Origin of the sequence: Microcoleus sp. C2D2, assembly GCF_036702495.1 — a bacterium.
Lineage (GTDB): Bacteria > Cyanobacteriota > Cyanobacteriia > Cyanobacteriales > Microcoleaceae > Microcoleus.
On the sequence record NZ_JAUBTO010000128.1, the window covers coordinates 1 to 25,019 of the forward strand.

General features: G+C 46.2%; 21 protein-coding genes and 3 pseudogenes. 10 read left to right on the forward strand and 14 right to left on the reverse strand.

The features are described 5' to 3' along the window. Positions 1–90 precede the first annotated feature (90 nt). Both QUB61_RS29745 and QUB61_RS29750 read right to left on the reverse strand, forming a co-directional pair. Positions 91–2,736 (reverse strand): EAL domain-containing protein, encoded by a 2,646-nt coding sequence (locus QUB61_RS29745; protein ID WP_445300296.1) that lies wholly within the window; start codon positions 2,734–2,736, stop codon positions 91–93. Positions 2,737–3,139: 403 nt separating this feature from the next. Further along, positions 3,140–3,943, reverse strand: coding sequence for a DUF2267 domain-containing protein (locus QUB61_RS29750; protein ID WP_333135288.1), 804 nt, complete (start codon positions 3,941–3,943; stop codon positions 3,140–3,142). A gap of 591 nt (positions 3,944–4,534) precedes the next feature. On the opposite strand from QUB61_RS29750, the gene QUB61_RS29755 reads away from it, so the two are divergent. After that, positions 4,535–4,993, forward strand: a complete 459-nt coding sequence (locus tag QUB61_RS29755) for a response regulator (protein ID WP_333135285.1) — start codon at positions 4,535–4,537, stop codon at positions 4,991–4,993. Here QUB61_RS29755 and QUB61_RS29760 read toward each other — a convergent pair. Together QUB61_RS29760 and QUB61_RS29765 are read right to left on the reverse strand one after the other, a co-directional pair. Beyond that, entirely contained in the window at positions 4,962–5,378 is a 417-nt protein-coding gene (locus tag QUB61_RS29760; protein ID WP_333135283.1) for a DUF2294 domain-containing protein, read from the reverse strand. The two genes, QUB61_RS29755 and QUB61_RS29760, sit on opposite strands and share 32 nt — an antisense overlap. A gap of 325 nt (positions 5,379–5,703) precedes the next feature. Then, a complete protein-coding gene (locus tag QUB61_RS29765) occupies positions 5,704–6,081 on the reverse strand; it encodes a BON domain-containing protein (protein WP_333135281.1) in 378 nt (125 codons plus the stop codon). 24 nt (positions 6,082–6,105) lie between these two features. Between QUB61_RS29765 and QUB61_RS29770 the strand changes: the two genes are divergently transcribed. After that, on the forward strand, positions 6,106–6,309 hold the full coding sequence (locus tag QUB61_RS29770) for a hypothetical protein (protein ID WP_333135279.1): 204 nt from the start codon (positions 6,106–6,108) through the stop codon (positions 6,307–6,309). A gap of 62 nt (positions 6,310–6,371) precedes the next feature. On the opposite strand, the gene QUB61_RS29775 is transcribed toward QUB61_RS29770, so the two are convergent. From QUB61_RS29775 to QUB61_RS29785, 3 genes are all read right to left on the reverse strand, one after another. Beyond that, a complete protein-coding gene (locus QUB61_RS29775; protein ID WP_333135277.1) occupies positions 6,372–6,674 on the reverse strand; it encodes an alpha amylase C-terminal domain-containing protein in 303 nt (100 codons plus the stop codon). 88 nt (positions 6,675–6,762) lie between these two features. Further along, on the reverse strand, positions 6,763–6,966 hold the full coding sequence (locus QUB61_RS29780; protein WP_333135275.1) for a hypothetical protein: 204 nt from the start codon (positions 6,964–6,966) through the stop codon (positions 6,763–6,765). A 94-nt stretch (positions 6,967–7,060) separates the two neighbouring features. Then, the gene (locus tag QUB61_RS29785) at positions 7,061–7,351 is read right to left on the reverse strand and encodes a hypothetical protein (protein WP_333135273.1); all 291 of its coding nucleotides are present in this window, start codon (positions 7,349–7,351) and stop codon (positions 7,061–7,063) included. A gap of 1,503 nt (positions 7,352–8,854) precedes the next feature. Between QUB61_RS29785 and QUB61_RS29790 the strand changes: the two genes are divergently transcribed. Together QUB61_RS29790 and QUB61_RS29795 are read left to right on the forward strand one after the other, a co-directional pair. Continuing rightward, a complete protein-coding gene (locus tag QUB61_RS29790; RefSeq protein WP_333135271.1) occupies positions 8,855–9,103 on the forward strand; it encodes a hypothetical protein in 249 nt (82 codons plus the stop codon). Between the two features lie 163 nt (positions 9,104–9,266). Beyond that, positions 9,267–10,415 carry a transposase gene (locus tag QUB61_RS29795; RefSeq protein WP_333135269.1) on the forward strand — a complete coding sequence of 383 codons (1,149 nt, stop codon included), beginning with the start codon at positions 9,267–9,269 and terminating at the stop codon, positions 10,413–10,415. A 116-nt stretch (positions 10,416–10,531) separates the two neighbouring features. On the opposite strand, the gene QUB61_RS29800 is transcribed toward QUB61_RS29795, so the two are convergent. The 4 genes and pseudogenes from QUB61_RS29800 to QUB61_RS29815 form a co-directional block, all read right to left on the reverse strand. Continuing rightward, a complete protein-coding gene (locus tag QUB61_RS29800; protein WP_333135267.1) occupies positions 10,532–11,377 on the reverse strand; it encodes a cyanophycinase in 846 nt (281 codons plus the stop codon). A 300-nt stretch (positions 11,378–11,677) separates the two neighbouring features. Then, a pseudogene (locus QUB61_RS29805) lies at positions 11,678–11,845 on the reverse strand (zinc ribbon domain-containing protein); the annotation flags it as partial. 123 nt (positions 11,846–11,968) lie between these two features. Beyond that, positions 11,969–12,924 (reverse strand): annotated as a pseudogene (locus QUB61_RS29810) (RNA-guided endonuclease InsQ/TnpB family protein); the annotation flags it as partial. A gap of 461 nt (positions 12,925–13,385) precedes the next feature. Continuing rightward, positions 13,386–13,583 (reverse strand): hypothetical protein, encoded by a 198-nt coding sequence (locus QUB61_RS29815; RefSeq protein WP_333135064.1) that lies wholly within the window; start codon positions 13,581–13,583, stop codon positions 13,386–13,388. Positions 13,584–13,971: 388 nt separating this feature from the next. Here QUB61_RS29815 and QUB61_RS29820 point away from each other — a divergent pair, with 388 nt between their 5' ends. The 5 genes from QUB61_RS29820 (at position 13,972) to coaBC (ending at position 21,314) form a co-directional block, all read left to right on the forward strand. After that, a complete protein-coding gene (locus QUB61_RS29820) occupies positions 13,972–15,882 on the forward strand; it encodes an ATP-binding protein (protein ID WP_333135066.1) in 1,911 nt (636 codons plus the stop codon). 482 nt (positions 15,883–16,364) lie between these two features. After that, entirely contained in the window at positions 16,365–18,455 is a 2,091-nt protein-coding gene (locus QUB61_RS29825) for a CHASE domain-containing protein (protein WP_333135068.1), read from the forward strand. Between the two features lie 539 nt (positions 18,456–18,994). Beyond that, the gene (locus tag QUB61_RS29830; protein ID WP_333135078.1) at positions 18,995–19,618 is read left to right on the forward strand and encodes an alpha/beta hydrolase; all 624 of its coding nucleotides are present in this window, start codon (positions 18,995–18,997) and stop codon (positions 19,616–19,618) included. A 45-nt stretch (positions 19,619–19,663) separates the two neighbouring features. After that, positions 19,664–19,876, forward strand: a complete 213-nt coding sequence (gene isiD / locus QUB61_RS29835) for a protein IsiD (protein WP_106150386.1) — start codon at positions 19,664–19,666, stop codon at positions 19,874–19,876. Positions 19,877–20,114: 238 nt separating this feature from the next. Then, complete coding sequence (gene coaBC / locus QUB61_RS29840; protein ID WP_333135070.1) at positions 20,115–21,314, forward strand: bifunctional phosphopantothenoylcysteine decarboxylase/phosphopantothenate--cysteine ligase CoaBC; 1,200 nt, start codon at positions 20,115–20,117, stop codon at positions 21,312–21,314. A 330-nt stretch (positions 21,315–21,644) separates the two neighbouring features. On the opposite strand, the gene QUB61_RS29845 is transcribed toward coaBC, so the two are convergent. Both QUB61_RS29845 and QUB61_RS29850 read right to left on the reverse strand, forming a co-directional pair. After that, complete coding sequence (locus QUB61_RS29845) at positions 21,645–22,031, reverse strand: transcriptional regulator (RefSeq protein WP_333135072.1); 387 nt, start codon at positions 22,029–22,031, stop codon at positions 21,645–21,647. Between the two features lie 40 nt (positions 22,032–22,071). Next, positions 22,072–22,347 (reverse strand): annotated as a pseudogene (locus tag QUB61_RS29850) (type II toxin-antitoxin system RelE/ParE family toxin); the annotation flags it as partial. 151 nt (positions 22,348–22,498) lie between these two features. On the opposite strand from QUB61_RS29850, the gene QUB61_RS29855 reads away from it, so the two are divergent. Next, positions 22,499–22,972: a hypothetical protein gene (locus QUB61_RS29855; protein ID WP_333135074.1), complete on the forward strand. Its 474-nt coding sequence runs from the start codon at positions 22,499–22,501 to the stop codon at positions 22,970–22,972. A gap of 635 nt (positions 22,973–23,607) precedes the next feature. Here the strand turns inward: QUB61_RS29855 and QUB61_RS29860 are convergent. Then, the coding region (locus QUB61_RS29860; RefSeq protein WP_333135076.1) for an Ig-like domain-containing protein at positions 23,608–25,019 on the reverse strand (1,412 nt) is incomplete at its 5' end.

Below are 25,019 nucleotides of genomic sequence, written 5' to 3' on the forward strand. Positions count from 1 at the left end.
TGACTAATGACTAATGACTAATGACTAATGACTAATGACTAATGACTAATGACTAATGACTAATGACTAATGACTTCCGCTTCCTGATTGTTAATTTAAACTACTTATTTTCCCTGGTTGATTTTCTAGGCACAATGTGGTTATAGCCGCCGCCGGTATTGGTTTGCTAAACAAGTAACCCTGACCCATATCGCACTGATGCGACTGCAAAAATGCCAACTGTTCTGCTGTTTCCACTCCCTCAGCAACCACCTGTAAATTCAGGCCCTGTCCCAAGGAAATCGCCAGTTTCACAATAGTAGCACCGCTGCTGCCGTTCACCAAATCGGCCACGAAGGATTTGTCTATTTTTAAATTATTGAGCGGAAAGCTTTTCAGAGACCACAGCGAAGAATAACCGGTGCCAAAATCGTCCAGAGAAATTTTAATTCCCATTTCCTGCAACTGCTGCAATACCGACACCGTAAAACTCACATCTGTCATCGCAAGGCTCTCGGTAATTTCTATTTCTAAATACTCGGGATTTAACTTGGTTTCTGATAAAATTTCAGCGATGGTTTGTACCATGTTAGGTTGCAGAAACTGCCGGGCTGATAAATTCACAGCTATCCGCATCGGCGGCAATCCCAGTAACTGCCACGCTCGATTTTGCAAGCAAGCAGTCCGCATCACCCATTCGTCCATTTGGCAGATTAATCCTGTTTCCTCAGCTAAGGGAATAAATCGATCGGGAGAAATCAAACCGCGTTCGGGATGCTGCCAGCGAATCAGAGCTTCCATGCCGACTATTTGGCTGGTATTTAAGTTTATTTGCGGTTGATAGTGCAGCACAAACTCGGATTTTTTCAGAGCTTTGTAAAGATGATTTTCTAAGTTAAGATCCTCGGAGACTTTACTGCCGATCGCCCGCGTATAAAACTGATAATTATTCCGACCTTTCTGTTTAGCTTTGTACATCGCAGCATCAGCATTTTTCAGCAAAGTTTCTGCATCTTCTCCGTCGTAAGGAGCCAAAGCAATTCCCAAGCTCGCCTTAGTATAAAGTTCTCGACCATCAAAATCAAAAGGAGTGCTTAAACTCTGGATAATTTGCTGACAAATCTTAGCTGCTTCATCAGGGCTGTTGATATTGTACAGCAGCACAGTAAATTCATCCCCGCCCCAACGGGCGATCGAATCCCCCGCGCGCAAACACTTAGCCAAACGCCGAGATACACCTTGCAGCAACAAATCGCCCACTGGGTGTCCGAGAGTATCGTTAACATTTTTAAATCTATCCAAATCTAGAAAGATCACCGCCAGCATTTCTGCGTTTTGGTGAGCGCGAGCTAAAGCTAAAGACAGCCTTTCATTAAACAGCAATTTATTAGCTAAACCAGTTAATTGGTCGTGAGAAGCTTGATGTCGGATCATCGCCTCGACGCGCCTCTGCATTGCAGCCATGTACAGGTGAGTTCCTAAAGATTTTGCTAGCTTCTGTTCCTCGCTGCTCCACTTTTTTGTTTCGCCGGTTTTGATTTCTTTCCATGCTGCAAATGACTTTCGGGGACGATCGCTCCGGGTGTCGGAACTGCAACGGCCCGCCCACACAATTTCGGTTTCTATAGGGCTGCGAAAAATCGTGAGACAGCCGATGCACTGTTGGCCGTATTGCAGCGGTATTGCCAAAAACGATCGAATTGAAGCTGCCAGAAAATTTGCAGATAAAGATTTGAGTTGAGGTTCTTTAGAAATATCGGAAATCGCGTAGAGGTGGGGTACGATTAAACTGGAAATATTTTTGTCAATTGAACTGAAATGCTGGGAATATACATTTTCATAAACACCTAATTGGCTGGGATCGGGAGTTTTTGCTCGATCGTCTTGGCTGGCCAACCCCATGATCTGCTGCCAAAACGGGCAGAGTTCAAGGTCGAGATCCGCAGGCTGCTGACCGCAGGTATAAAGTAAAGCCGGCCGGTCGCCAAACTCGGCTGCAATGTAAAGTCGCCCTCCCGAACCATCCAAATGCTTGACAGTTTGTTGGAGAACTGCTTGCCGAATTTCGTTTAGTTCCAGAGGAGAATGCAGCAAACTGGTAATTTGGTTGACAACGGCTTCGTCGCGCGCTTGCTGTCGAGCTTGACTGAGCAGAAAGGATTGGGCGATCGCAATTGAAAGTTGATCCACAAGCAACTGCACCATTTTCAATTCTCTCGCGCTAAACCGTTTCGGTAGGCTGTGGTGACAGGCCAACAGCCCCCAAAGCTGATTTTGATGCAAAATCGGCACCGTCAGAGCAGAACGGGCCCCCATAGCCTTCAGATATTCAGCGTGACAGGGGTCTACAGGACCATAGCTAATATCTTCAACTGCTAAAGTTTTGCCTGTTTCGAGACAATCTAAGCGATTAATTGTTTGATGCTTCAATTCCACATCTACAATCACTCGCTGCCGCGCTTTGAGAAACATTTCCCGGGCACTATTGGGAATGTCGCCTGGTGGAAAGCGCAAACCAAGCAAAGATGGCAAGTTGTCGGCGTTGGTGGACTCAGCAATCACCTCGCCGCTACCGTCGGCCTCAAAGCGATAAACTTTTACGCGATCGCTCCCTAAAAAACTGCGGATTTCTCGGGTAGTTGTCGTCAAAATCTCTTGCAGTTCTAAAGAGTTGCGGATGCGATTGGTAATTCGATTCAGTAAAATCTCTTGTTCTAAAGTCGATTGTGACATTTGTCTAACTTTTGTGCGGGGCATCCCTTTTGATCTCTAGGGCTGTTGACAGCATTTTTGCGACCCACAGTCTTAACTCGCCCTGTATTATACATTACAACACTTTCGCCACATCTATTGAATTAGACCCAACCCGGGAGCGAGAAACTCGGTTTCTGGGGATATTTCTGGTTTCTGGCCAAATTTCGCCCAGAAACCCGGTTTCTCACAGCAGTTAGAAGGCCAGGAATCAGCGATCCGACAAGTAGTGAGGACTCAAGTTCGATCGAGTTCGATCGCGGCTCAAGTTCTTACTAAAAAACAATTGCACAGTTACAAAACACGAGATAAAGAGAAACCGGGTTAACGAACGAGCATTCTGGCTCAAGAGCGCAGAATGCTGGTTAGTTAACCCGGCTTGTAAGTATTTATACCCGGAAAAATGGCGTTAAGCCGACTCCCAAATTTCCCGAATTCGATCGGGTAAAAAGCCCGCTATTTCCTGAATTCGCTCCTCGGACAGCTCATCCTTCGTTGCCGAAAATACAGCGGCGATCGCAGTTTCCGGTTTTACTCCCGAAGGAAGTGAGCCTTCTAGTTCCACCCTCCGTGCAAACAAATTGCCATCTATCCCCAAAGGTGCAGGCGCGCCGGTCAAAGGTTGACGTATCCGGCTGAGCAATCCCACCAGCGGATTGGTATCTTTCCAGAGGTCTGCTATTTCTTGTTGCAGGGTTTTGTCATCCGTAGGCAAAACTTCTGTGTGCAGTTCAGATTCCACGTGCTCGATGGCTTCTTTTGTCATCACATCGCGCATGACCCGGTACACTACTTCGGTAATGTCGCGGGCATCAAAAATATCCTCCAAGTGACCTTTTAGCATCACTTTTTCCAAAAACGGCATATCCTTTGAAGCGATAGGAACTGCCGATCCTTCGTGGTGGAGCGACTTCGGAGGATTCGTCTCCATTTTCTGTAACAGTTTGCGGCCTTTTTCTGTTAACTCGGCTTCTTGAAATGCCACTACAGGCGGCAATAACTCAGCTCCTCCGTAAGGCTGTCCACTAAAATCCGCTTTGATAAATTCCCTTTGGTTGAGGTAGTCCAAATGACCGAGCAATTCCGCTTCCGCCACCGGGTGACCGACATATTCTTCGGCTGCGTTCCTAATTTCCGACTCTCCCCTGCCGTTTCCGCTGCCAATCTTTTTGAGCAAAATGTAAGTCAGGTCGTCTCTGATTGGAATTGTCATCAAAACCTCCTAGGTTAATATCCGGTAAAGCTCAAGTAAAAACTGAAGCTTTTTACTGGCTTAAATTGTGATGATTACTACTTAAAAACATTGAAGTATAAACCCGAGTAACAAGTATCTCTCAGCAGGTGGAAGTTGTGAAATTTAAGTGTCTCTTAGAATCTTCCTTTAGGTAGATCCATGTATGGGAACCAACCTCTAATCTAGTGATTATCCTGAAAAGCTGCCGTCACTCTTCAATGCTATTAAGCGAGGATGCTTTATTGGTAATAGTTGCCGTATTAATTGCGTGTGGTTACCAAGGCTGATGCACCGATAGCGCCTAAGTTGGTAATTTGTGCTGGGATAGGTACAATTAAGCAGATGCTATGGGATCGATCGACTGCGGTCGTCTTTGCCCAGCTAGCAACGATATTGTACAATCGGGCTAGACTGAAGACTAGCGATCTGAGAGCTACAGAGACGAGCCAATCTGTTTCAAGTGCCCGAGCGCCACTTGAGGAATGCCTCGGTAATTTTTTTTTCGGTCGTTGTTCGCTGATTGTTTGATCCTTGTTCGCTCGTTGTTCGATCGTTGTTCGCTCGGTATTTATGAACTACCCTACTTGGAAGAATAATTTGGAATCCTCATCTTTAAATAGCGGTCAATCGGGGGTGGACAAGCGTCCTTTAGTGTTGGCTGTAGACGACAATCACGACAACTTAGAGCTGCTGACACAAATACTCGATTTATTCGGCTGCGAGTGCATGGGAGCCGTGGACGGGTACGCAGCTCTTTCAGCCGCAGTCGATCGACCTCCCGACCTAATCGTACTAGACATTTGCCTGCCGGATATAGACGGTATAGAAGTAGTAAAGCGCATCCAAGAAAACGCCGAGCTCAGACATATTCCGATTGTGGCGGTCACAGCACTAGCAAAACCAGAAGACCGCGAGCGGATTCTCAAAGCCGGCTGCGTTGAATACATTTCTAAACCGTTTAACATCAAGGATTTAGAAACAATTATCCGCGAGCACCTCAACTCTCCGATGCTTCTGGTTGAGTTTTAGACTTAGAACTAGAATCGCGAACTTTAGGTGCAGACTCCAAAATTGCGATCGTTCCGGTGCGACCCGTCTCCAAGGTCGCATCGCTGAGCAAATCAGTTACTCCCACACCCAAAACCTCTTTGATTAAGTCTTTCAGTTGCAATTCTAGGGCTGATTCTAGTTGCGATCGCACCTGCAAAGCCAAATCTTGGTTACCGTTCTGGGCCAGCAGCTTTTCTGGTTGAGTAACCCCATTTTCGATAACAATTATCAATTTGTTATCCAAAAGATGACATACCGCATGACTCGTTTGTAGTCCGAGTTGAGAACGGTACAAAGCTTGAATCCCCTGCGAAAGACTCCGTTCTAATTTCCCGCGAGTAGGTTCTAAGGTTTCCCCGGTCATATTTTTTAGTAAGAGCAAGATAACTGAAAAAAACACTTATATTATAGAATAAGGAAGGAAGGCAACGGGCAAGGTACGGCATTAACGGATAAGAAGTCAGAACGCAATATAAGAACTCATGCTTCAACGCTTAAGAACGTCATCATCATCAGAGCGATTCCTAAGCCCCAGCGCATCTAAATTTTACAGTCAAGTAAGATGAAATGATGGTGGGGTGGGCCAGGGAGCCCGCCCGAAAAATACAACGCAAGATTCCCAACAGCTTATAACAGTTAACAGTTAACAATTAACCGTTAACTGTTAGCTTTTAGAAATAACCGTCGCGCTAGCCGACAGAAACTTGATTAGTTTCCACCCCAGTTGCACCTTTAACACCTTTAGCAATTGTCACCAACCTGTTGACAATTTCCTGACTGGGAACTGTACCTTTGAGAACCACCGTAGTGCCATGTTGAGCCACATAAACAGTCTCAATATCCGCAACATCTGGATTTGCATCGAAAGCCTGAGCCACCCGTTTAGCTAAACCGCTTTGATCGTATTCTCCATTCAATCCCATGCGTTCCGGCGGGATTGTCTGAGCGCTCGCAGCAGGCTGAGCTTGAGATTGAGCTTCAGCTACAGGTGCTTGGTAAGCAGGAGCGTCAACAGTTTCTTGATTTTCAAGTTTTTCTAAACCAAACAATCTTTTTAGCCAACCCATAGAGTTTGTCCTCCCACAAAGTTTGTGTTAATTGATGTGTTAATTGACAACTTAATTGACGAGTTAATTGACTGTAGCCTTGTCGCCGTGCAATTGTTATTCTCAATACCAGGAATTACGATCGCACTCTTTGACGCAGAAACCGGATTTTTCTACAAAAAACTCTCGTTCCAGCCATCCGCCCCGGTAGAAAAACCCGGTTTGTTGAGTTTGGTGCGCCAGTCCTAAATACAATTTACTGTTGTACAACTACGCCGCTCATCTGCCTGGAGACATAAATTCTCCCGCGCTCAAACAAATACCTGCGCTGACGATTCCGGCAAAACAAACTTAAACCCTTCTTCCCCAACTTCTAGAATTTTGTTGTACATCAACTCGTGCCAAGTTCCCACAGCCGGAAAGTTAGGAATGCTGTTACCAGATAGATAAGTATCCGAAAAATTGGCGACCACTACTGCTCGCGTTCCCTCATCGCTCCAGCGGTAGTAAGCGAGCACTTTGGTTTCGGCATTTTCGGGGAAAAATTCAATATTTTTAGTGTAAAGTGCCGGAACTTTTTCCCGCAGCAGAATCACGTGTTTGTAGTATGCCAACAACTCATGATATCAAATCCGTTAGCATCGGAATAGTAAATTCGAGTTGACAGTTGACTGTTGACAGTCAACTGTCAACGGTCAACTGTCAACGGTCAACAGTCAACATCATTCCGGTGTAACCGGAAATGATATGATTTGGGTAATTTTTCAACAAAGACCATAGCAGTTTGTTCGGCTGGTTGGGAGTTTGCCGAGTAAAGTGTCCAAACTCTTCGCCCATCCACAGCATCGGTATTTTTACTGCTGTTACTAACAAAACCGCTCCGAATTTAGCTCGTTTAAAAGCCAATACGCTTGGGTTAAAACTGTTTATTCCTCCCAGATCCCTTGCAGCATCCCCCTTAATACGGGGGACGCAAGAATAAGTTCTTGTCCCCCCCGTATTAAGAAGGGCTAGGGGGGATCGGGCTCGGGCCCAAGCGTATTGGTTTAAAAGCAACTTCTCGGTCGAGAGTCCGAAAGCTTGCTGCCGCCAGCAAGTGGTCGCGGTCGTGACTGGCTAAATAATTGATAACATTAGTTGTTTGTTGATAGCCTTGTTGTTTGGCATCCAGAACTAGCTTGAGCTTTTCGATATCGAAAGTATTCCCCCCGAGATTTTCTCTGGCAAAAATGCGAAAACTTTCGTGCCAGCACCCTCCCTCGGCTCGTCCGCAGCTAAGCTGTTGCGGCATTTAAATTGTCTGTCAAAAAAAAATCAAAGTCTTGTGGGGTGTCCCGCCCGCCCTGAATATACAATTTAAATGCGCGACAGCTTACGAATTCAGGAAGTTCGGGAATGTGTTCTGCTATGTTTTGACACTCCCCAACAATCAGGCACGGGGATTCTTAGATCTATGAGCCAACTTGCTGAGACAGGATCGCTCCCATCAAAGTAGAGGTCGATCGATTTTAGATTTGAGATTTGAGATTTTAGATTGAAGCATTGACAAGGCCCAAAAACGGATACCGTGCCACGTACTTAAGTCGTGGAAAGATAAAAATTTTAGACGCTAGTTCAAGCTCCCAGATTTATCTGTGGGGTAAATCTAAAATCTAAAATCTAAAATCTAAAATCTAAAATCTAAAATCGACTGACCCCACGGATAAATTCGGGGGGCAAGTTTCATCGGATACAGGTTTTTTATTTCTGGACGGATGAATCCGGGGGCTTGTATCCTGGATGCTTTCGGTCAATCGATTTTAGATTTGAGATTTTAGATTAAAGAATTGAAGCATTGACCCCACGGATAAATTCGGGGGGCAAGTTTCTCGGATACAGGTTTTTTATTTCTGGACGGATGAATCCGGGGGCTTGTATCCTGGATGCTTTCGGTCGATGTTCTAACTGAATTTTAGTGCCGAAATAACCTCTGTAATCTTTTTCTAAGGCAATTTCTTCCCATACCGAAAAGGAGCCAGCAGCGTAGCTGCTTTGTTGTTGGAGCCAAGAGTTTCAATTCAATTGCAGCGGCGATGAATACCTTGTTTGCAGAACTTAAAACTGTGATTAGTATTGATTTTTACCATTTTGCAAATATGTCGCCATCGTTCTTAAGAGTTAAACCTTTGACTCTTATGTTGTCAGGTGTCCAGGGACGCGGCCGGAGGATTTAGTAGTACACATCCTACGGATTGAGTAACGTGCGCCCCTAAGCACCCGCAGACCAGATTTAAATCAATCAAAAATGTAGCTAAAGTAACTAAAAAATATTAAGCGCTGTTTATGAAAAGTAATTTAACTTTTGATAACTAGATAAATCGTGATAAGAGTTTAATATTTGTAACTAAAGGAACATTTTTTAGCTAACAGAGCTAATACTGTAGAATGATGTCGTTTTATGCGGAAAGAGCGAGGGTGGACTTGTAATTGTAAGGCAAGGGAAACCAGAAAAATGAATGCTTTATTCAACTGGATTTTCCCGCGATCGACTTTCACTTAAGCTTCAGCCGAGAAGAGCAATGATTATCTTTGCTTAGACCTTGGCAGCTCTTGTCTTCTAGTTTTTGACTAGCCAACTTTGTAGAACCTTTCATCAGCTTTAACGACTGCTGCTACATCAGTAATTGGTAATCGGTGAAAATCTCATCCGTCCCTGTTACCTGTTAGATATTTCGAGCAGTGGCTCTAAGGCTCTAAAAGTTTAATGTGGGATGTTGGCGAATTACCATTACTGTAAAAATCTGGAGTGCTAAAAATGCTAAAACAAATGTGTTGGTTGCCCCGCCTCGGAGGCAATGGAGAAAAGATATTGCACTTGCGCACCGAAGCCCGTCAAGGATGGCGGCCTTATACAGCTTTTCCGAAGTTTGCTGTATCCGACTACCGGGAACCGGGCGGTTCTAAGGGATGGGCAACATTTCAGAAGCTGAAAACTCAGGGGTGGAATTTAATTTCGACTGAAGAAGGGGAGCAGTCGATGTTTGACGAACCGAAAAGTGCTTAAAAAACCAGAAACCGCAGGTAGAAAAGAAGAGGTAAAATCCTCTTCTTTTTATTTGTTTAGGACGCAGCAACTGCGTTTTTCATCTGAAAATTGGGTAGAAACCCCGTCCTTGTAGGACGGCTTTATATTGTGCTAGACTCGGATGAGTATTTAGATAGATGCAATGCAGACAATATCTGTAAAATGTAAGCTCCAAGTCCCTGTAGAGTTGCGGAAGGAAATTGACCGCACTTTGCTGTGGTTTGCTGAGGCTTGCCATCAGATATATTCCGTTGCAAAACGTGAGAAGTGCTGGAATACAACCAAGCTTCACCACAAGGTTTATAAGCCAGTGCGCGAAGCTACGGGGTTGAAGGCAAACCATGTCTGTCAAGCAATTCGTCGTGTAATTGGTAATGCCGCATCTGTTAAGCAAGTCCACAAATTTAGACCGACATCTATTAATTTGGATGTTCGGACTTTTCAATATATTGAGGATTTGCCAACTGTTGGCATTACTTTGATGTGTGGTCGAGTTAAGTTCAAATTGAGTATTGGCAATTATCAATTGGCTTTGCTTAAAGGACAAGCTCCAACGGCTGCTACTCTCAATAAAACTAAACGGGGTGACTACTACATCAATGTTTGTGTTAAACGGCCCACCAACCCAACTGGTCAAAGACTAAAAGTAGTTGGGGTTGATTTGGGTAGAAGAGATATTGCTACCACTTCTACTGGTAAGTCGTGGAGTGGCAAGCATATCCAATCCATTCGTGACCGATATAGCTTCGTCAGAGCTAATGTTCAATCCAAACGCACTCGGTCTAGTCGTAGACTTTTGAGAAGGCTTTCTGGGAGAGAACAAAGATTTCAGAAATGGTTGAATCACAATATCTCAAAACAGCTTGTTCAAGAAGCAAAACAAATAGGTGCGGACTTGGCGTTTGAGGATTTGACTAATATTAGAGAGTCTTTGAACCAAAAGCCAAGAAGCAAAACTGAACGCCGAAGAACTAATAATTGGGCTTTTTACCAACTGCGTTTGTTTGTTGGGTATAAAGCTAATATTGCTGGCGTTAAAGTTGTATTTGTCCCACCGGCTTATACAAGTCAAACCTGTTCCAGATGCGGACATATTCACCCGGTTAAGGGTAAGTCGTACCGTAATGGAAAAGTTTTTAAGTGTGGGCATTGTGGTTTTGAACATGATGCTGATATTAATGCAGCTAATAATATTGCTGCTTTGGGGAAGTCTGTAAGCCTTCCTGAAAGTCCGGGGATGAGTTGTCAACTAGAGGGGCAATTGTCTCTCTTCCCGATGATTCAAATCTGAGGCTAAAGCCCCGTACCTTTAGGTCGGGGTAAGCTTACCCTCATACTTCGTTGAAGCGGTAAGGTGCGCGCGGAGCACCCTACATAATTTTGAGATGTTCCCCAGTTGCAAGCAAATTAGACGATCGCCGTTTCCCTGTCTCCTGTAGTTGCTATGTTATCGAGCACCGGGTGGCGAGTTTTCAAGTTAAACCGGTATCCGTGGGGGAGGATGTGCAACTTGGCGCCGCAAATCGCTAAACCCTCATCTTTCAACCGTCCATCTATATTGTCGTGGAGTTTTTCCGACTCGTCGATGACAGTTACAGCGCTTTCGCCAATAACTTCCAACTCGTCACCGCTGACTAAAATAGCTGTATTTTCGTCAATACCAAATCCCAAGACGGCCGGTTGCAGCAAGAGTGCGGTAACTAAGCGTCCCAGACGACCTCGCTGGGCGAAATGCTGGTCGATGACAACTCCGGGAAGAAAACCCATTCCCGGGCCCATTGCTACCACCTCAACGCGGGGATTTGTCTCGGAGTCTCCTTCAATAATCATCATGTCTGGCATCATCGCCGCGCCGGCACTGGTGCCGCCAATGATAATCCCTTCAGCGTAGCGTTTGTGCATAGCTACGTCGAGTTTGGTGCCTTTCAAGCAGTTAATAATCCGCGCTTGCTCTCCCCCGGTAAAGAATATGCCAGTCGCTTGTTCGATCGCTTCTAAATAATCTGGATTGTTGGCATCTTCGGGTGTCTGGGTGTCAACCACTCGCACATCTTCAGCGCCGAGTCGCTCAAACACTCGGATGTAATTATCTCCTACTTCTCCCGGCAGGCTTGTCGCAGCCGTCATGATCACAATGTGGGCTTTAGTACCTCCGGCACACCGCAAGAATTCCCGCAGAATTTTGCACTCCCCCTCTTTGTCTTCCGCGCCGCCAATAATTAGCAACTTCCCCTGGTTTTCGTTGCTCGCCATATTATCCCCACTTTTAATTTATTAAATTTCACTAAAACACAAAATTGCTTTTTCCGAAAACTGCCCAAAGGTATATATAGATACAAAAAAATTTCAGGCTTCTACCACTCGAGGACGCACACAGATCGAGCGTTCTGGTTGCTTTTTACTCTCGATATGGGCTGTAACGATGGTTTGTTGACATCCTCACGCCCGAGTCAACGCCACGGTGATTCCAAGAATTACTTCTTGGGTTTCCTCTTTCCACGACTCGGCTTGCATTGAGGAGTTGCCTCACCAATGCTCTTGTCGATGTCTCGCCTAGGCGTTAGTTCCCGTGTGCCCCACGGTACGTAGTGCTAATTCCAGTATGTTGATTGCCGCGTTCCAGTCTCGGTCTAATACAAACCCACAATGATGACATTTATGAGTTCTCGTACTCAACGACTTTTTGACTTTTTCCCCACAGTTGGAACAATCTTGGCTGGTGTAAGCTGTTGTGCATTTAAATTGTATATTTCGAGTCCCGATCAAAAATCGTCAAATCCTCTCCCCCTCTCCCCTTCACCCCCTCTCCCTCTCTAATACCATAGGCAATCTAGATGCAACACAGCTTAGTGGGGTGGAACGGCAACCGTTACCACGCCGAACACCTTACCAAAATATTCCAGCCATTGGCGGAAAGTAGACCATGCAGCATCGGAAATAGACTTGGAAAGTTTTCTGTTTCTGACCGTGTTGGGCACCTGCAAGTCCTCCTAGGCGACCAAGTCGTTAGACTGAATGACGCACAATGCCTTCTTCACGGCAAAGTCTTTACGCTGCCGAATTACCTTGAGGTGTTTTCGACTCAAGCGATTTCTCGCCAAGGCCCTGTTTTTAGAGCCTTTCTGAGTTTTAGAAAGTCTACGATTAAGGCGTTTAAGCGCTTTCTCGGAGTTCCTCAAATGACGGGGATTTTCAACGGTTTGCCCATCCGAATCGGTATAGAAGTGGGTCAGACCCACATCCAACCCGATAGTTTTACCCCTTGGTTCTCGCTTCTGGACCGGCTCAACATCAAGACAAAACTGAACGTAGTACCCGTCTGCACGACGAACAACCCGAACCCGTTTAATCTGATGCAACTGGTAGAAGTGCAAATTTCTGGTTCCCCACAACTTGAAACTTCCGGCTTTAAACCCATCGGTGAAAATGATGGTTCTTCTATCCTCCGACAGCTTCGGGCCACAGGTTTTGTATTCTACAGAACCATGTGTTTGATGCTTTTTAAAGCGTGGAAAACCAATATACGCTGCTTTCTTCTTACAGTTGTCGTAGAACCGAGCGATAGCCGACCGTGCTCTTTCGGCAGAAGCCTGACGAGCCATGGAGTTGAGCTTGCTCGCCCCAGGGAATTCCTTGGCAAGAACTGCACAATACGCGCTCAGTTCATACCGTCCAATTTTCGGGTTATCTATCCAGTATCTGATGCAAGAATTGCGGATAAAACGAGCAGTACGAATGGCTTCATCGAGCCGCTCATACTGTTGTTTTTTTTCCTCAAGTTTTGCTTCAAATACCAGCATTTTACGTCGCCATACCTGACATAAATAATTCTAACACAGGTACAGAATCAAGAAAAGTCCCCCTGGAAGGGGGAGGCTTTAGACCCATTAATTTTGGTAAAGAGTCCTGGAGCACTAGACTCAAGAAACCGGGAATAGGAACGAAAATTATGCGTTGTTTGAACGGAAAAACTTAACTCAGAAACTCCGGTTTCTGAGAGTGCTTTTGCGCCCTGGACTGGTAAAAAAAACCCGGTGTCTGCCTCTAGCACTATCTCTTTAGCCCATCCTCGACGATCGACCAAAAAAGCCTACCCCCCCTAACAGGATATAGGAGGGGTCAAGAAATGAGCTTAAATTACAGGACCCGCGCGCGCGCGGCGATCGATCCGGTTTCTGATTCGATTATTCGCTAATCCTCCTCTTATTGCTGGTAGAAATCGGATTGATGAGCGTAAGTCCTAAATTAGTTCGATCGCCCATTAGTGCGATCGCTCGATCAAATTGCTCAACACTGTACACGCCCGTTCTAAAGGTAGGTGTCTGGGTTTGCCGTTCCAGACAATCTGATATTCGTTGCTGTTTTGGCCGTCACCGTAGCCAGAAATTAGCTTCCGGTGAAATGCTTCCTCAGCTAATTCGTGAACTTTATCCCTGAGAGTAGTTTGTGCGAGCTTCATAATTTGCTGCCTCTTAAATTCTCTTTCACAGTCATAAACAATTATAAGTGTGCAGTGCACCTCCCAAAAGTTATAGCTTTTTTTCTGGAGGGGGCAAGGAAGTAGTAATTAGTCATAAGTGCTTAGCTATCAATGCTTAGTCATCAGTGCTTAGTTAGATGTTGAAGGAAGAAGAAATCTTTTCCCACTCTCCACATCTCCATATCTCCCCACTGGGCGACCACCATCCGACTGGGCGACGCTGGTCAGGCTGGCCACTCCCGCGATGCTGAAAGCCGAATTGGTGGGAGTGTTTGTATCAACTGCGACACTATCTATGCCTACAGGTAGTATCTAATGGATCGACAAGAGAGTTAAGGTTAAAAATTAACGAAAAGGAGGTTAGAAAATGCTGCAAGAAAAAAGCACCGAAACAGCCCGCGTCAATGCTCGAAAAACCGATGTTTTTGATGTTTTCAACTTCAAACACTATATGGGGCCAAACCCTTATTTAGGAACAGCCGCTTTAGTTTTTGATTTGGCACTGACGGGCGCGAGCGAACCTTTGCCGATCGCACATTACCAGGAAATTATTGGCGATCGCTACCCGCAAGTCCTGCACGAAACTTTCTCGAACCACGCCCAACTGTTCGGCCGTACCGCCTCAGAAGTAGGAAAACTCGACATGGGTTTGCACTTCCAACACTGGAACGTCAAGCCATTTTCTCAGTTTAACAGAATTAGCATAGAAGCAATTCACGCCCGCAGCGCGCGATCGGTAGTTTACGCTGTTTGGGATTGGTTTGAAGCCATCAATCAAAATCAAGATTTTCCTTTGGAAGCACAAATAGACGCGCTGCAAAATATGTTCCGGCAGTCAGTTTACGGAGGTCCGACAGTTTATTCGTTAATGCGATCGGCATCCCAAAAAGGCATTCCCGTATTTTATTTGTGGGATGAAGGATTGATGCAATACGGGTACGGCAAAAAACTCGTTCGCGGCTCTGCAACTACTTTTGATTCTGACAGCCATTTAGACTCAGATTTTACCACGCGCAAAGACGATTGTAAAGCTTTTCTCGCTACATTAGGATTTCCTGTCCCCAAAGGCGATATCGTCTCCACAGAAAGTGGAGCTCTGGCAGTTGCTAGAGACATTGGCTATCCAGTTGCTGTCAAACCAGTAGTCGGTCATAAAGGAATTGGCGTCACAGCAGATATCCGAGATGGTGAGGAATTGCAGGCCGCTTTTAAAAGAGCTGTTAAGGCAATTCCGGAAACAGAATCGGTGCGAGTAATTGTGGAAAACAGCATCAAAGGATCGGATTTTAGGCTGTTGTGCGTTAACGGCAAATTTGTTTCGGCAACTGAACGCCGACCCGCTTGGGTAACAGGGGATGGCGACTCAACAATTCGCGAATTGATCCGCCGTGAAAACCGCAAACCCCAACGTTTGGATACGCCAACTTCGGCCCTGAGCAAAATTCAGTCCGACGAAGCGATGGAAATGTATCTAGCAGAACAAGGTCTGTCATTGGATAGTGTCGTAGAGCGCGATCGCACTGTGTATCTGCGCAAAGTCGCCAATCTTTCCGCAGGCGGCGTCAGCATCGACGCTACCCGCAACGTTCACCCGGATAACATTGTTTTGGCTCAAGATATCGCCCTACATTTTCGGTTAGCTTGTTTGGGGGTTGATGTAGTAACAGAAACTCTCGCCAAATCTTGGAAAACAGGCAATTTTGGGATTCTCGAAATCAATGCCGCGCCGGGAATTTTTATGCACCTCAACCCGGCTGTCGGAGAAGGTGTTGATGTGCCTTCGCATATTATCGAAACTTTCTTTGACTCGGGAAAATCCGCCAGAATTCCGATTATTACTTTCAACCGAATTTCGGTGCCAGATCTGCAAGAAACAATCGACCACATTCTGTTGCAGCATCCCGATTGGACGATCGGTGCTGTTTGTGGCGGTGGACTTTTTGTCAACCGTTCTGAGAAAGTCTTGAATAACAATTACAATCTTAACGTGCAAACTTTGCTGCGGAATCCCAAGCTCGATTTGTTAATTGCTGAATATCCCGGAAATATTTTGGAAGCTGACGGAATGTTTTATCAGGGAAGCAATATGGTGGTGCTGGACAATCCGGGGGAAACTGAGATGATATTGGTCAGAGAAAGCACTGATGACGATACTGTTGTGGTGAGGGAAGGAAATAGTATTTCTATTCGCCGCCAAGGGTTGATCGAACAGTATACTCTGGGGGATGATGAACCGTTTACACGGGTTTATTTGAAGGAAATAGGGACTGTTTTGTAAGCTGTTCCACATTTAACTTGGCTTTGTAGGGCGGGTATTGAGTACCCGCCCCACCAGATAAAGGCTGTTTCTAGTTACCGGGTGCTTCCGGGGAAGTAACTTGGCGATCGCCCAGATTTGCACTCGCTTCGTTACACTTAGTTACAATTGGTGGCAATCCCTCAGTCATGGATGCAGTATTTTTAAGAAACCCGGTTTCTCCCGAGATTTCTCGTTACCACACCAAAATTTTCGTAGAAATTGGGTCGATCGGGGTAATACCATTTTAGATTTTAGATTTTAGATTTTAGATTGGGCATGACTGATGACTATCTGGGTTTGCTGCTTGCCTACAGTTGCATTCTTTTTTTTAACAGGTGTAAGTCCTATTGCTGCGATCGTAAGTTTTTAAACAATTTTGTTTCTGGGCGGTCTCTTGTGTTATCAAGGAATTTCACAAGTCTTTAAACTAATTGCACTCCGGTGGCAGAAGGTGTGGGAATATGAATGTTGGGAGCAATTGGTTTAATTCGCTGACGGAAAGTTTACTGTCGCACCGTCGCTACCTTCCTGCTGGGCTGACTCTTTGGATCGGTACGAGCTTGTCATTGGCAGCCTCCGCCCTTGTGTGGCATTCGGAAAACCAACGAATGGAAGTTCAATTTCATGAGCAAGCCGATCGCCTGAATGTGACTTTGCAGCAAAGCATCAATAACAATTTAGAAATTCTTTACTCACTTCAAGCATTCTACAGCGCATCTACTGAAGTTACCAAACAAGATTTTAAGCAATTCGTTGGGCCTACACTTTCCCGCAAAGGGGCCATCCATGCTCTTAACTGGATTCTGCACGTTCCTGCTGCCCAAAAAGCAGCTTACGAAGCCGCAATTCGAGCCCAAGGTTTTCCGGCATTTCAAATTTACGAGCGAACTCCTGACAAAAAGCAGGTCAAAGCAAAAGTGCGATCGGAATATTTTCCAATTGCCTACAGAGAAGCACTAGAAGAAGATCCCAAACTGATCGGTTTTGATGTTGCCTCCAGCCCCGATCGCACTTGGGCTTTAGAGAAGTCTGTCAATACCGGGAAAATAGCTGCTTCCGGGCGGATTATATTAGTCACCAACGATCGACCCGGATTGCAAGTATTTCTGCCAGTACCCCGCCGCACAACTTCTCTAGATAACTCGGTCAACGGTCGCCAAAACCTCAGGGGAGTTATTGCGGGTCTGTTTCAGATTACCAGTATGGTCGATTTATCTTTAAAATCCCTAAATTTAGACAGCATAAATTTTTACCTCTACGACAACTCCGCTACAGGGAAAGAACGCTTTCTGGTGCGCTACGACTCACAAGCTAAACAGTTGATAGATAACCCAAAACTGTCCAAGCCAGAGTTAACTAATCTCGGGGGAAAAATCTGTCAAAATCCTAGTGCTTGCACTCGCTTATTTAACGTAGCAGACCGCCAGTGGATGCTGCTAGTTGTGCCAGGGAAGGGGTACAGCGGTCTGAGGACACATCAGGGTTCGTTGGCAATTTGTGCGATCGGGCTGCTGATAACTGGCAGCTTGACGATTTACCTGTTGATGTCTCTAGAACGTACTGCCAAAGTAGAACAGCAAGTGTACGATCGCACAATTCAACTAAAAGAGCGCACCGCTGAACTAGAAACAGCACTAAAAAATTTGCAGTCAACTCAATTTCAACTAATCCAAACTGAAAAAATGTCCAGCTTGGGGCAGTTGGTGGCTGGAGTTGCCCACGAAATTAACAATCCTGTCACCTTCATCTCTGGCAACCTGATCCATACAGGCGAATATACTCAAAACTTGCTGGAACTTGTGGAAATATACCAGCAGCAATATCCGAACCCAACGCCAGAAGTGCAAGCGAAACAAGAAGAGATCGAATTGGAGTTTATCACTGAAGACTTGCCTAAAATCCTAAAATCTATGAATTTGGGAGCTGAACGCATCCGCCAGATAGTGCTTTCTCTGCGGAATTTTTCGCGCTTGGATGAATCTGAAATGAAGTCGGTTGACATTCACCAAGGGATTGATAGCACCTTGATGATTTTGGATAATCGGCTGAAACCCAAAGCTAATTTTCCGGGGATTCAAATCGTCAAAGAATACGGAAATTTGCCCTTAGTCGAGTGCTGGGCAGGACAATTAAATCAGGTATTTATGAATGTTTTGATAAATGCTATTGATGTTTTATATGAAGCACAAAATCCCCAAATGCCACTGGGAAAAAGTTACTCAAACTTGCCACTTTTACCTAGGATTCGGATTCGCACTGAACTTTTAAGTTCTAATTGTGTATGCGTGCGGATTGCTGACAATGGAACGGGCATGACGGAGAATGTAAAAAAACGTTTGTTTGAGCCGTTTTTTACTACCAAACCTGTAGGCAAAGGTACTGGCTTGGGATTGGCGATCGGCTATCAAATAGTAGACAAACATCAAGGTGCCCTCAGGTGCGTATCGGCTCCGGGAGAGGGAACTGAATTCTGGATTGAGGTGCCGGTTCGGCAACAGTCCGAGCAATCTGTTTCTAAGGTTTTACCTGCGGTAGGTGTCAAGTTGAATTAGCGGCACAAATCTCGCTTCTAGCTCAGTCTCGCTCCCCCGCGCATCTCCCTTTCTAACGGGAACGCAAGAGCGCCGCCGTTCTCTCTTTTTTTAATTAGTTTAGCAAAGGTGCGCATTACTATTTAGGTAAGCTGTTGCGGCATTTAAATAAAATGTCAACAAACAATTCGGTGTCTTGTGGGGTGGGCCGTCTCGCCCGCCCTGAATATGCAATTTAAATGCGTGACAGCTTAAAGTGCGCAATCCGTACCCTATTTGGGAAAAATGCGGATTGCGCACCCTACTGTTAACAGTTAAAAGTCAGCAGTTAACAATTAGAGTTATTGCCAAGGCAAGTGCTAATTTCGAGCCAAATATCCCCTAAAACAAATATCTTGGGTTTTACTCGCCTCGACAATTTATAATTGTAGTAAGCTGCGGAGCATCTAAATTGAATGCAGAGACGGGCTCTCCTGCCCGTCCCACAATAATTGTAGAAAAATTGACTGTCAAATTAGATGCACAGCAGCTTAATGCCAGATTACCAATTACTAATTACGATGTCTTTACAATTTGTTAGCATTCCGCCAACAACCGATCGCAAACCTGTCGCTTTGATTGTCGCTTTGCACGGATGGGGTGCTAATGCTCGGGATTTGACTTCCTTAGCACCGGCTTTCAATTTGCCGGATTATCAGTTTGTGTTTCCCGATGCCCCGTTTCCCCATCCCCAGGTAATGGGCGGCAAAGCGTGGTATGACCTTCAAAGCAAAGACCCTCAGGGATTGGTAAAAAGCCGGCAATTGCTGAGGGAATTTTTGCTGTCTTTGGAAAGCAGCACGGGCGTGCCTTTGTCTCGCACGATTTTAGGCGGCTTTTCTCAAGGCGGAGCGATGACTCTAGATGTGGGATTGACTTTGCCTGTAGCCGGTTTAATTTGTCTGAGCGGCTATTTACACCCGATTTCGCCAGTTGCTGGGAGTGCTTTGCCACCTGTTTTAATCGTCCACGGTACTCAAGATACTATTGTCCCCGTTAGTGCTGCTGTGCGATCGCGCGACAGTTTGACTGCTTGGGGAGCTGCGGTGCAGTATCGAGAATTTATCATGGGACACGAGATTCGACCCGAAGTTGTAGATGTAATGCGAAGTTTTGTTTTAGAAACTGTGTCTAAATCCGATTAAAGGTTTAGGATATAGTATGGCGGAAGTCTCGGGCAGGGGAAAAAAATGAAAACTTTAACCAAAGCATCGCGCGATATTGCTGTACTTACTTCACAGGACGTGGCCGAATTGGCTGTCCGTTTGGAAGTGGACGATTATACAGATCCTTTTGAGGGATTGAATGATTGGCATTTGCTGCGCTCGCTTGCCTTTCAGCGGCCGGAGATGGTTGAACCTTATCTCCACCTTCTGGATATGGAAGCCTACGACGAAGCATAGACTTAAAAATCTAGCTTAAAAATTTTGACGGAATTGAGGAAGAAGTTAGCAGCATATTTTGTTGCGGATTGAACAGATAAGTTATGGATTTTTGTCTGTTTTCATCTCAACTTCTTTCTTGATTCTTTTTTATAAAAAAATCATACCGCTTGCAAAAAAGAATGCAACTGTAGGCTCGCGATCCAAACCCTGGTAGCGATAGGTCATCCCCAATTCTTCAATTCTAAAATCCTATGACATGAAGGGCAGACGAATTTTAATCGGCGTTAGTGGCGGGATTGCGGCTTACAAAGTTTGCGAAGTAGTTTCCACTTTAGCGAAAGCTGGAGCTGAAGTTAAAGCTATTCTTACTGATGCGGCCGGGGAGTTTGTGACGCCTTTGACTTTTGCTACTCTCTGTCGCCATCCTGCTTTTACTGACAAAGATTTTTGGCAACCTTGTCACGGGCGCCCGCTGCATATTCAACTGGGAGAATGGGCGGAAGTTTTTGTTATTGCTCCCCTGACGGCTAATACTTTGGCTAAGTTGGCGGGGGGTTTTGCTGATAATTTGCTGACTAATACTGTCTTAGCTTCTAATTGCCCAATTTTGCTGGCACCGGCGATGAATACGGATATGTGGGAACAGCCTGCGGTGCAGCGGAATTGGCGGGAAGTGTTGACTTATCGGCGCTACCATGCTGCGAATCCGGGGGCGGGAATGCTGGCGTGCGATCGCGCGGGTGTCGGCCGCATGGCAGAACCTTATGAGATTTTGCCTCATATTGAATCGCTGTTGTATGCGAAGGGCGATCGAGATTTAGCGGGCCTTCGGGTGTTGATCGGTGCGGGAGGAACGCGGGAACACCTCGATCCGGTGCGGTTTATCGGCAATCCTTCCAGTGGCAAAATGGGTATAGCTTTGGCGCAAGCTGCAGGGCACCGCGGCGCGACAGTGACGCTGGTACACAGTATAACTGGCGAATTGCCGCTCTCAGGTGTGCGGGCGATCGCAGTTGCCAGTGCACAAGAAATGCGGCAGGCGATGCTGCAATGCTTTCACGATGCGGATTTGACGGTGATGGCCGCAGCGGTAGCGGATGTGAGACCTGCCGAGTACAGTAGTGAGAAATTGCCGAAGCGATCGCTCCCCAATTGTTTGCCTTTGGCACCGGTAGCGGATATTGTGGCAGAGTTGGGAAAATTGAAACAGCCCCACCAAAAATTAATCGGGTTTGCAGCACAAACTGGGGATATTGTCAAGCCGGCTTTGGAGAAATTGCGGGCGAAGAAACTGGATGTAATTGCCGCCAACCCGATCGATCGAATAGGTGCCGGTTTCGGGAGCAATACCAATCAAGCAATATTAATTAATGCCGCCGGAAAGCAAGTTGAAATTGCACCTTGCAGCAAGCTAGAAATGGCTCACCGATTGTTTGATTTTGTGAGGGAGGGGTGAGGGCGAGCGAACTGCGATGATGTTACCAATTTGGGATTTTTCGCCTTGGTGGGGGCGGGTTTACCAGATGGTTGGTTTTCGGCATAGATTGTCTGTAAAACCCGCTGTGATGATGTTACCAATTTGGGATTTTTCGCCTTGGTGGGGGCGGGTTTACCAGATGGTTGGTTTTCGGCACAGATTGTCTGTAAAACCCGCCCCTACAAATGTCTGTAGGGGCGGGTTTTACGAATAATATTTAATACCCGCAAACAATCTATATAAACCCGCCCCCACACAACAGATAACCTACGTCAACCTTTATTTCGAGCGAAATGAAACAGCAATCTGCTATAAATTAGCTGGTTCCGGCGATAATTCTGATTCCCCAATTTCCCTTGATTCGGAGTCAGCCGACAACTCAGTATCTGCAACAGTAATTCCTAGTTTAAATCCTAATGCTTCGAGCAGTGCTACCAAACTATAGATTTCCGAACCTGCACTTTCGGTCAACATCTTGTCAAGCTTTTCCCATTGAAGTTGAGCTGACTCTGATAAATTGTTGAACTTTAGCCGAGAATCTACAACGTCTTTGAGTACCATTTGGAGCAATTTCGGTTCATCGCTTGCTTCTGTCAATGTCACCTCGATATAACCTGCTGCTTCTTGGGCATTTCTCAGAGATTCGAGCAGAAATTCTTGGTAACTCCTACTCGTTGGTGCTTTCACGTCTTTCATAGTCTCTCCAATATTGAATAGCTTTGCCAATATCTCGCTATTGAGTGCTCTTATCTCCACCTATTAGCAGAAGTACAATTGTCAGCCCGACTTGTCCAAAGTAAAGCCGATATCCAGGGCCAAAGTCAATTTTGAGTTCAAAAACTCCTTCTCCGACGGACTTACAATCTCCTAGATTACCAGTCATGACTCGCTTAAGCCTTAACTGAATCCTATTTTTGCCTGTGGTATCCCGGAGCGAGTTATACCAATCTTCAAAAGGATTTGTCCCATCTGCTCTCAGGTAGTTGCGAATTTCCCTGGGTTGTACTTCCATGATTTTATCGTACTTGATGAACAATTCCTATCGTAAGCGCGATCGACAATGCATTAAGTCGGCAAATCATACTTAAGACAGAGGTATTCGATCGACAAAATAGTAAACTTTGTTTCAGGAAATAAAGTTTAAATCAAACAGGGCATTGTGAATGAATTTTAAATCGATCGCAAAAACCAATCTACTATTCGGCAGCCTGATAATTAGCCTCGGATTGCAAGCACTTCCAGCAGCAGCGCAACCAGTCAGCGACGCCCAAGTTTCCGCCCTCGTAGAAGCGCTGCGACAAGCCGCCCCGCCACAAACCGCAAATGACGGAATGTACAGTCAGTGGCAAGTGTTACCTAACAATATTTCCCGCTGGGCAAAATTCTGTACCAAACAAGATTTAACACCCCAACAATTTGAGGCCGACGCGACAAAAGCCAAATCAATTGTTACCTGTATCGTGGGCGATTTGCTGCGCGACGAATACAAAGCTAGCAGCAACAATGAATTAACCGCTGTACGCCGCGCCGCTTGCTGGTGGATGACAGGGGACTCCGCAGCTTGTAAAAGTGGCGCAACGGCTACTTATGCCGATAAAGTTATCAGCGTTTACCAGAAGCAGCAACCTAAAAAGTAAAGTTTGTGCAGGCGGAATTTAGATTTTTTTGACCGCAGCCCCTAGGTTTTAGGGAATACCGGGACTCGGATCAGTAAGTTAAATACGGGCGCAAAGGACCAAGAATTTCTTGATGGTACCCGCCACGTGATTTATCCGTGGAATCAATCGCAAATCGAAAATCCTCAAGCCCCCGCATTTATCCGTGGGGTCAATCTAAAATCTAAAATCTAAAATCTAAAATCGATCGACTGCTGACAAATTGCAGCATCTGTGCATTCTCAAGCGTGATTTTGATGCCGGGCTGATTGATTGAATAGAGTTGTCATTTGATACACTTTAGTTGTATTAGTAGACGTATTTTGAGATTCTCTGCCCTCTTATCAATGGCGCGATCGCAGCTAGGTATATATCGATAAGAATCGATTGTTAAAAAGGCTTAATTCCGGCGATTCCGGTATGAGGTTTAAGGCAGCTTATCCGAGAAAAAGGCAAGCTCTGGGGAAAGCCTGAGCTGCCTTGATTTCATCTAACTTTCACCGGGTTTGAGCTTTTGATGAGAGATGTTTTGCCTTGAATTGAGCGACTCTTTAGTCGAGGCAAAAAGTAGCGCGGGGACTCGTAGGCCACAAGTGCTGCTGACCCGGTGCGCGGTTCTAGACTGCGACGAAATTCGAGGCAGTCAGAGTATTAGTATTCACCCCAGTCAGGACGGCTAAAACGTCACTACCTATAAGAATCTGATTCCCGGAGAACGACAGATTCCCAAACGTTAAACCCTCAGTCAGACCGATTTTGTCGGTACCCAAATTGAAGTCAGTAATCGTATCGATGCCCTCGATGGCGGCAAACACGAAGATATCCTGGCCGTTGCCACCGGTCAAGGTGTCGGTACCCAGTCCACCCCTCAAGGTGTCATCGCCATTGTCACCATTGAGTAAGTCGTTCCCTGCTGTACCCGTGAGAGTGTCGTTGCCGCTGCCACCCATTTGAGTACTGCCGACGGCGACACTGACATTCGCGCTGCTGGTGCCGCCAAAGCCATCGCTGATGCTGTAATCAAAACTGGCGTTACCCGTGAAGTTAGTGCTGGGGGTGAAGATGACATTGCCATTAGAGAAGGTAACGCTGCCATTGACAGGATTACTGACCCCCGTCAGGCTGAGGCTATCGCCATTGGCATCGGTGTCGTTGGCTAACAGAGTTGAAGCCGCAATGGTGACGGCAGTATTTTGAGCCGTGGTAGCGCTGTCGGTGTTAGCCACGGGGGGTTGATTGGTGGGAGTCGTTCCCTGACCAAACAGCACATAACTTTGCCCCGAACTGGTGCCGTTGGGGTCGGCATATCCTGCCCCGATAATCAGGTCATCAAAGCCATCGCCGTTGACGTCCCCGGCGCTGCTGACCGACGAGCCCGATCGGTCATACGCTGCGATGCCGTTAATCGCAAAGCCGTTGCTGCCGTTGAGCGCGGACAGGTCCAGGCCCGCACCAAAGCCACTGTTGCTGCCAAACACCACATAACTTTGCCCTGCATAACTGATGCCGTTGCCGTCGGCACCGTTTGCCCCGATAATCAGGTCATCAAAGCCATCGCCGTTGACGTCCCCGGCGCTGCTGACCGACCAGCCTGAGAAGTCATACGCCGCGATGCCGTTAATCGCAAAGCCGTTGCTGCCGTTGAGCGCGGACAGGTTGAAACTGGCACCAAAGCCACTGTTGCTGCCAAACACTACATAACTTTGCCCAGAACTGATGCCGTTGCCGTCGGCAAAGACTGCCCCGATAATCAGGTCATCAAAGCCATCGCCGTTGACGTCCCCGGCGCTGCTGACCGACCAGCCTGATGAGTCACCCTCCGCGATGCCGTTAATCGCAAAGCCGTTGCTGCCGTTGAGATCTGACAGGTCCAGGCCCGCACCAAAGCCACTGTTGCTGCCAAATACTACATAACTTTGCCCAGAACTGATGCCGTTGCCGTCGGCACCCGATGCCCCGATAATCAGGTCATCAAAGCCATCGCCGTTGACGTCCCCGGCGCTGCTGACCGACCGGCCTGAGAAGTCAT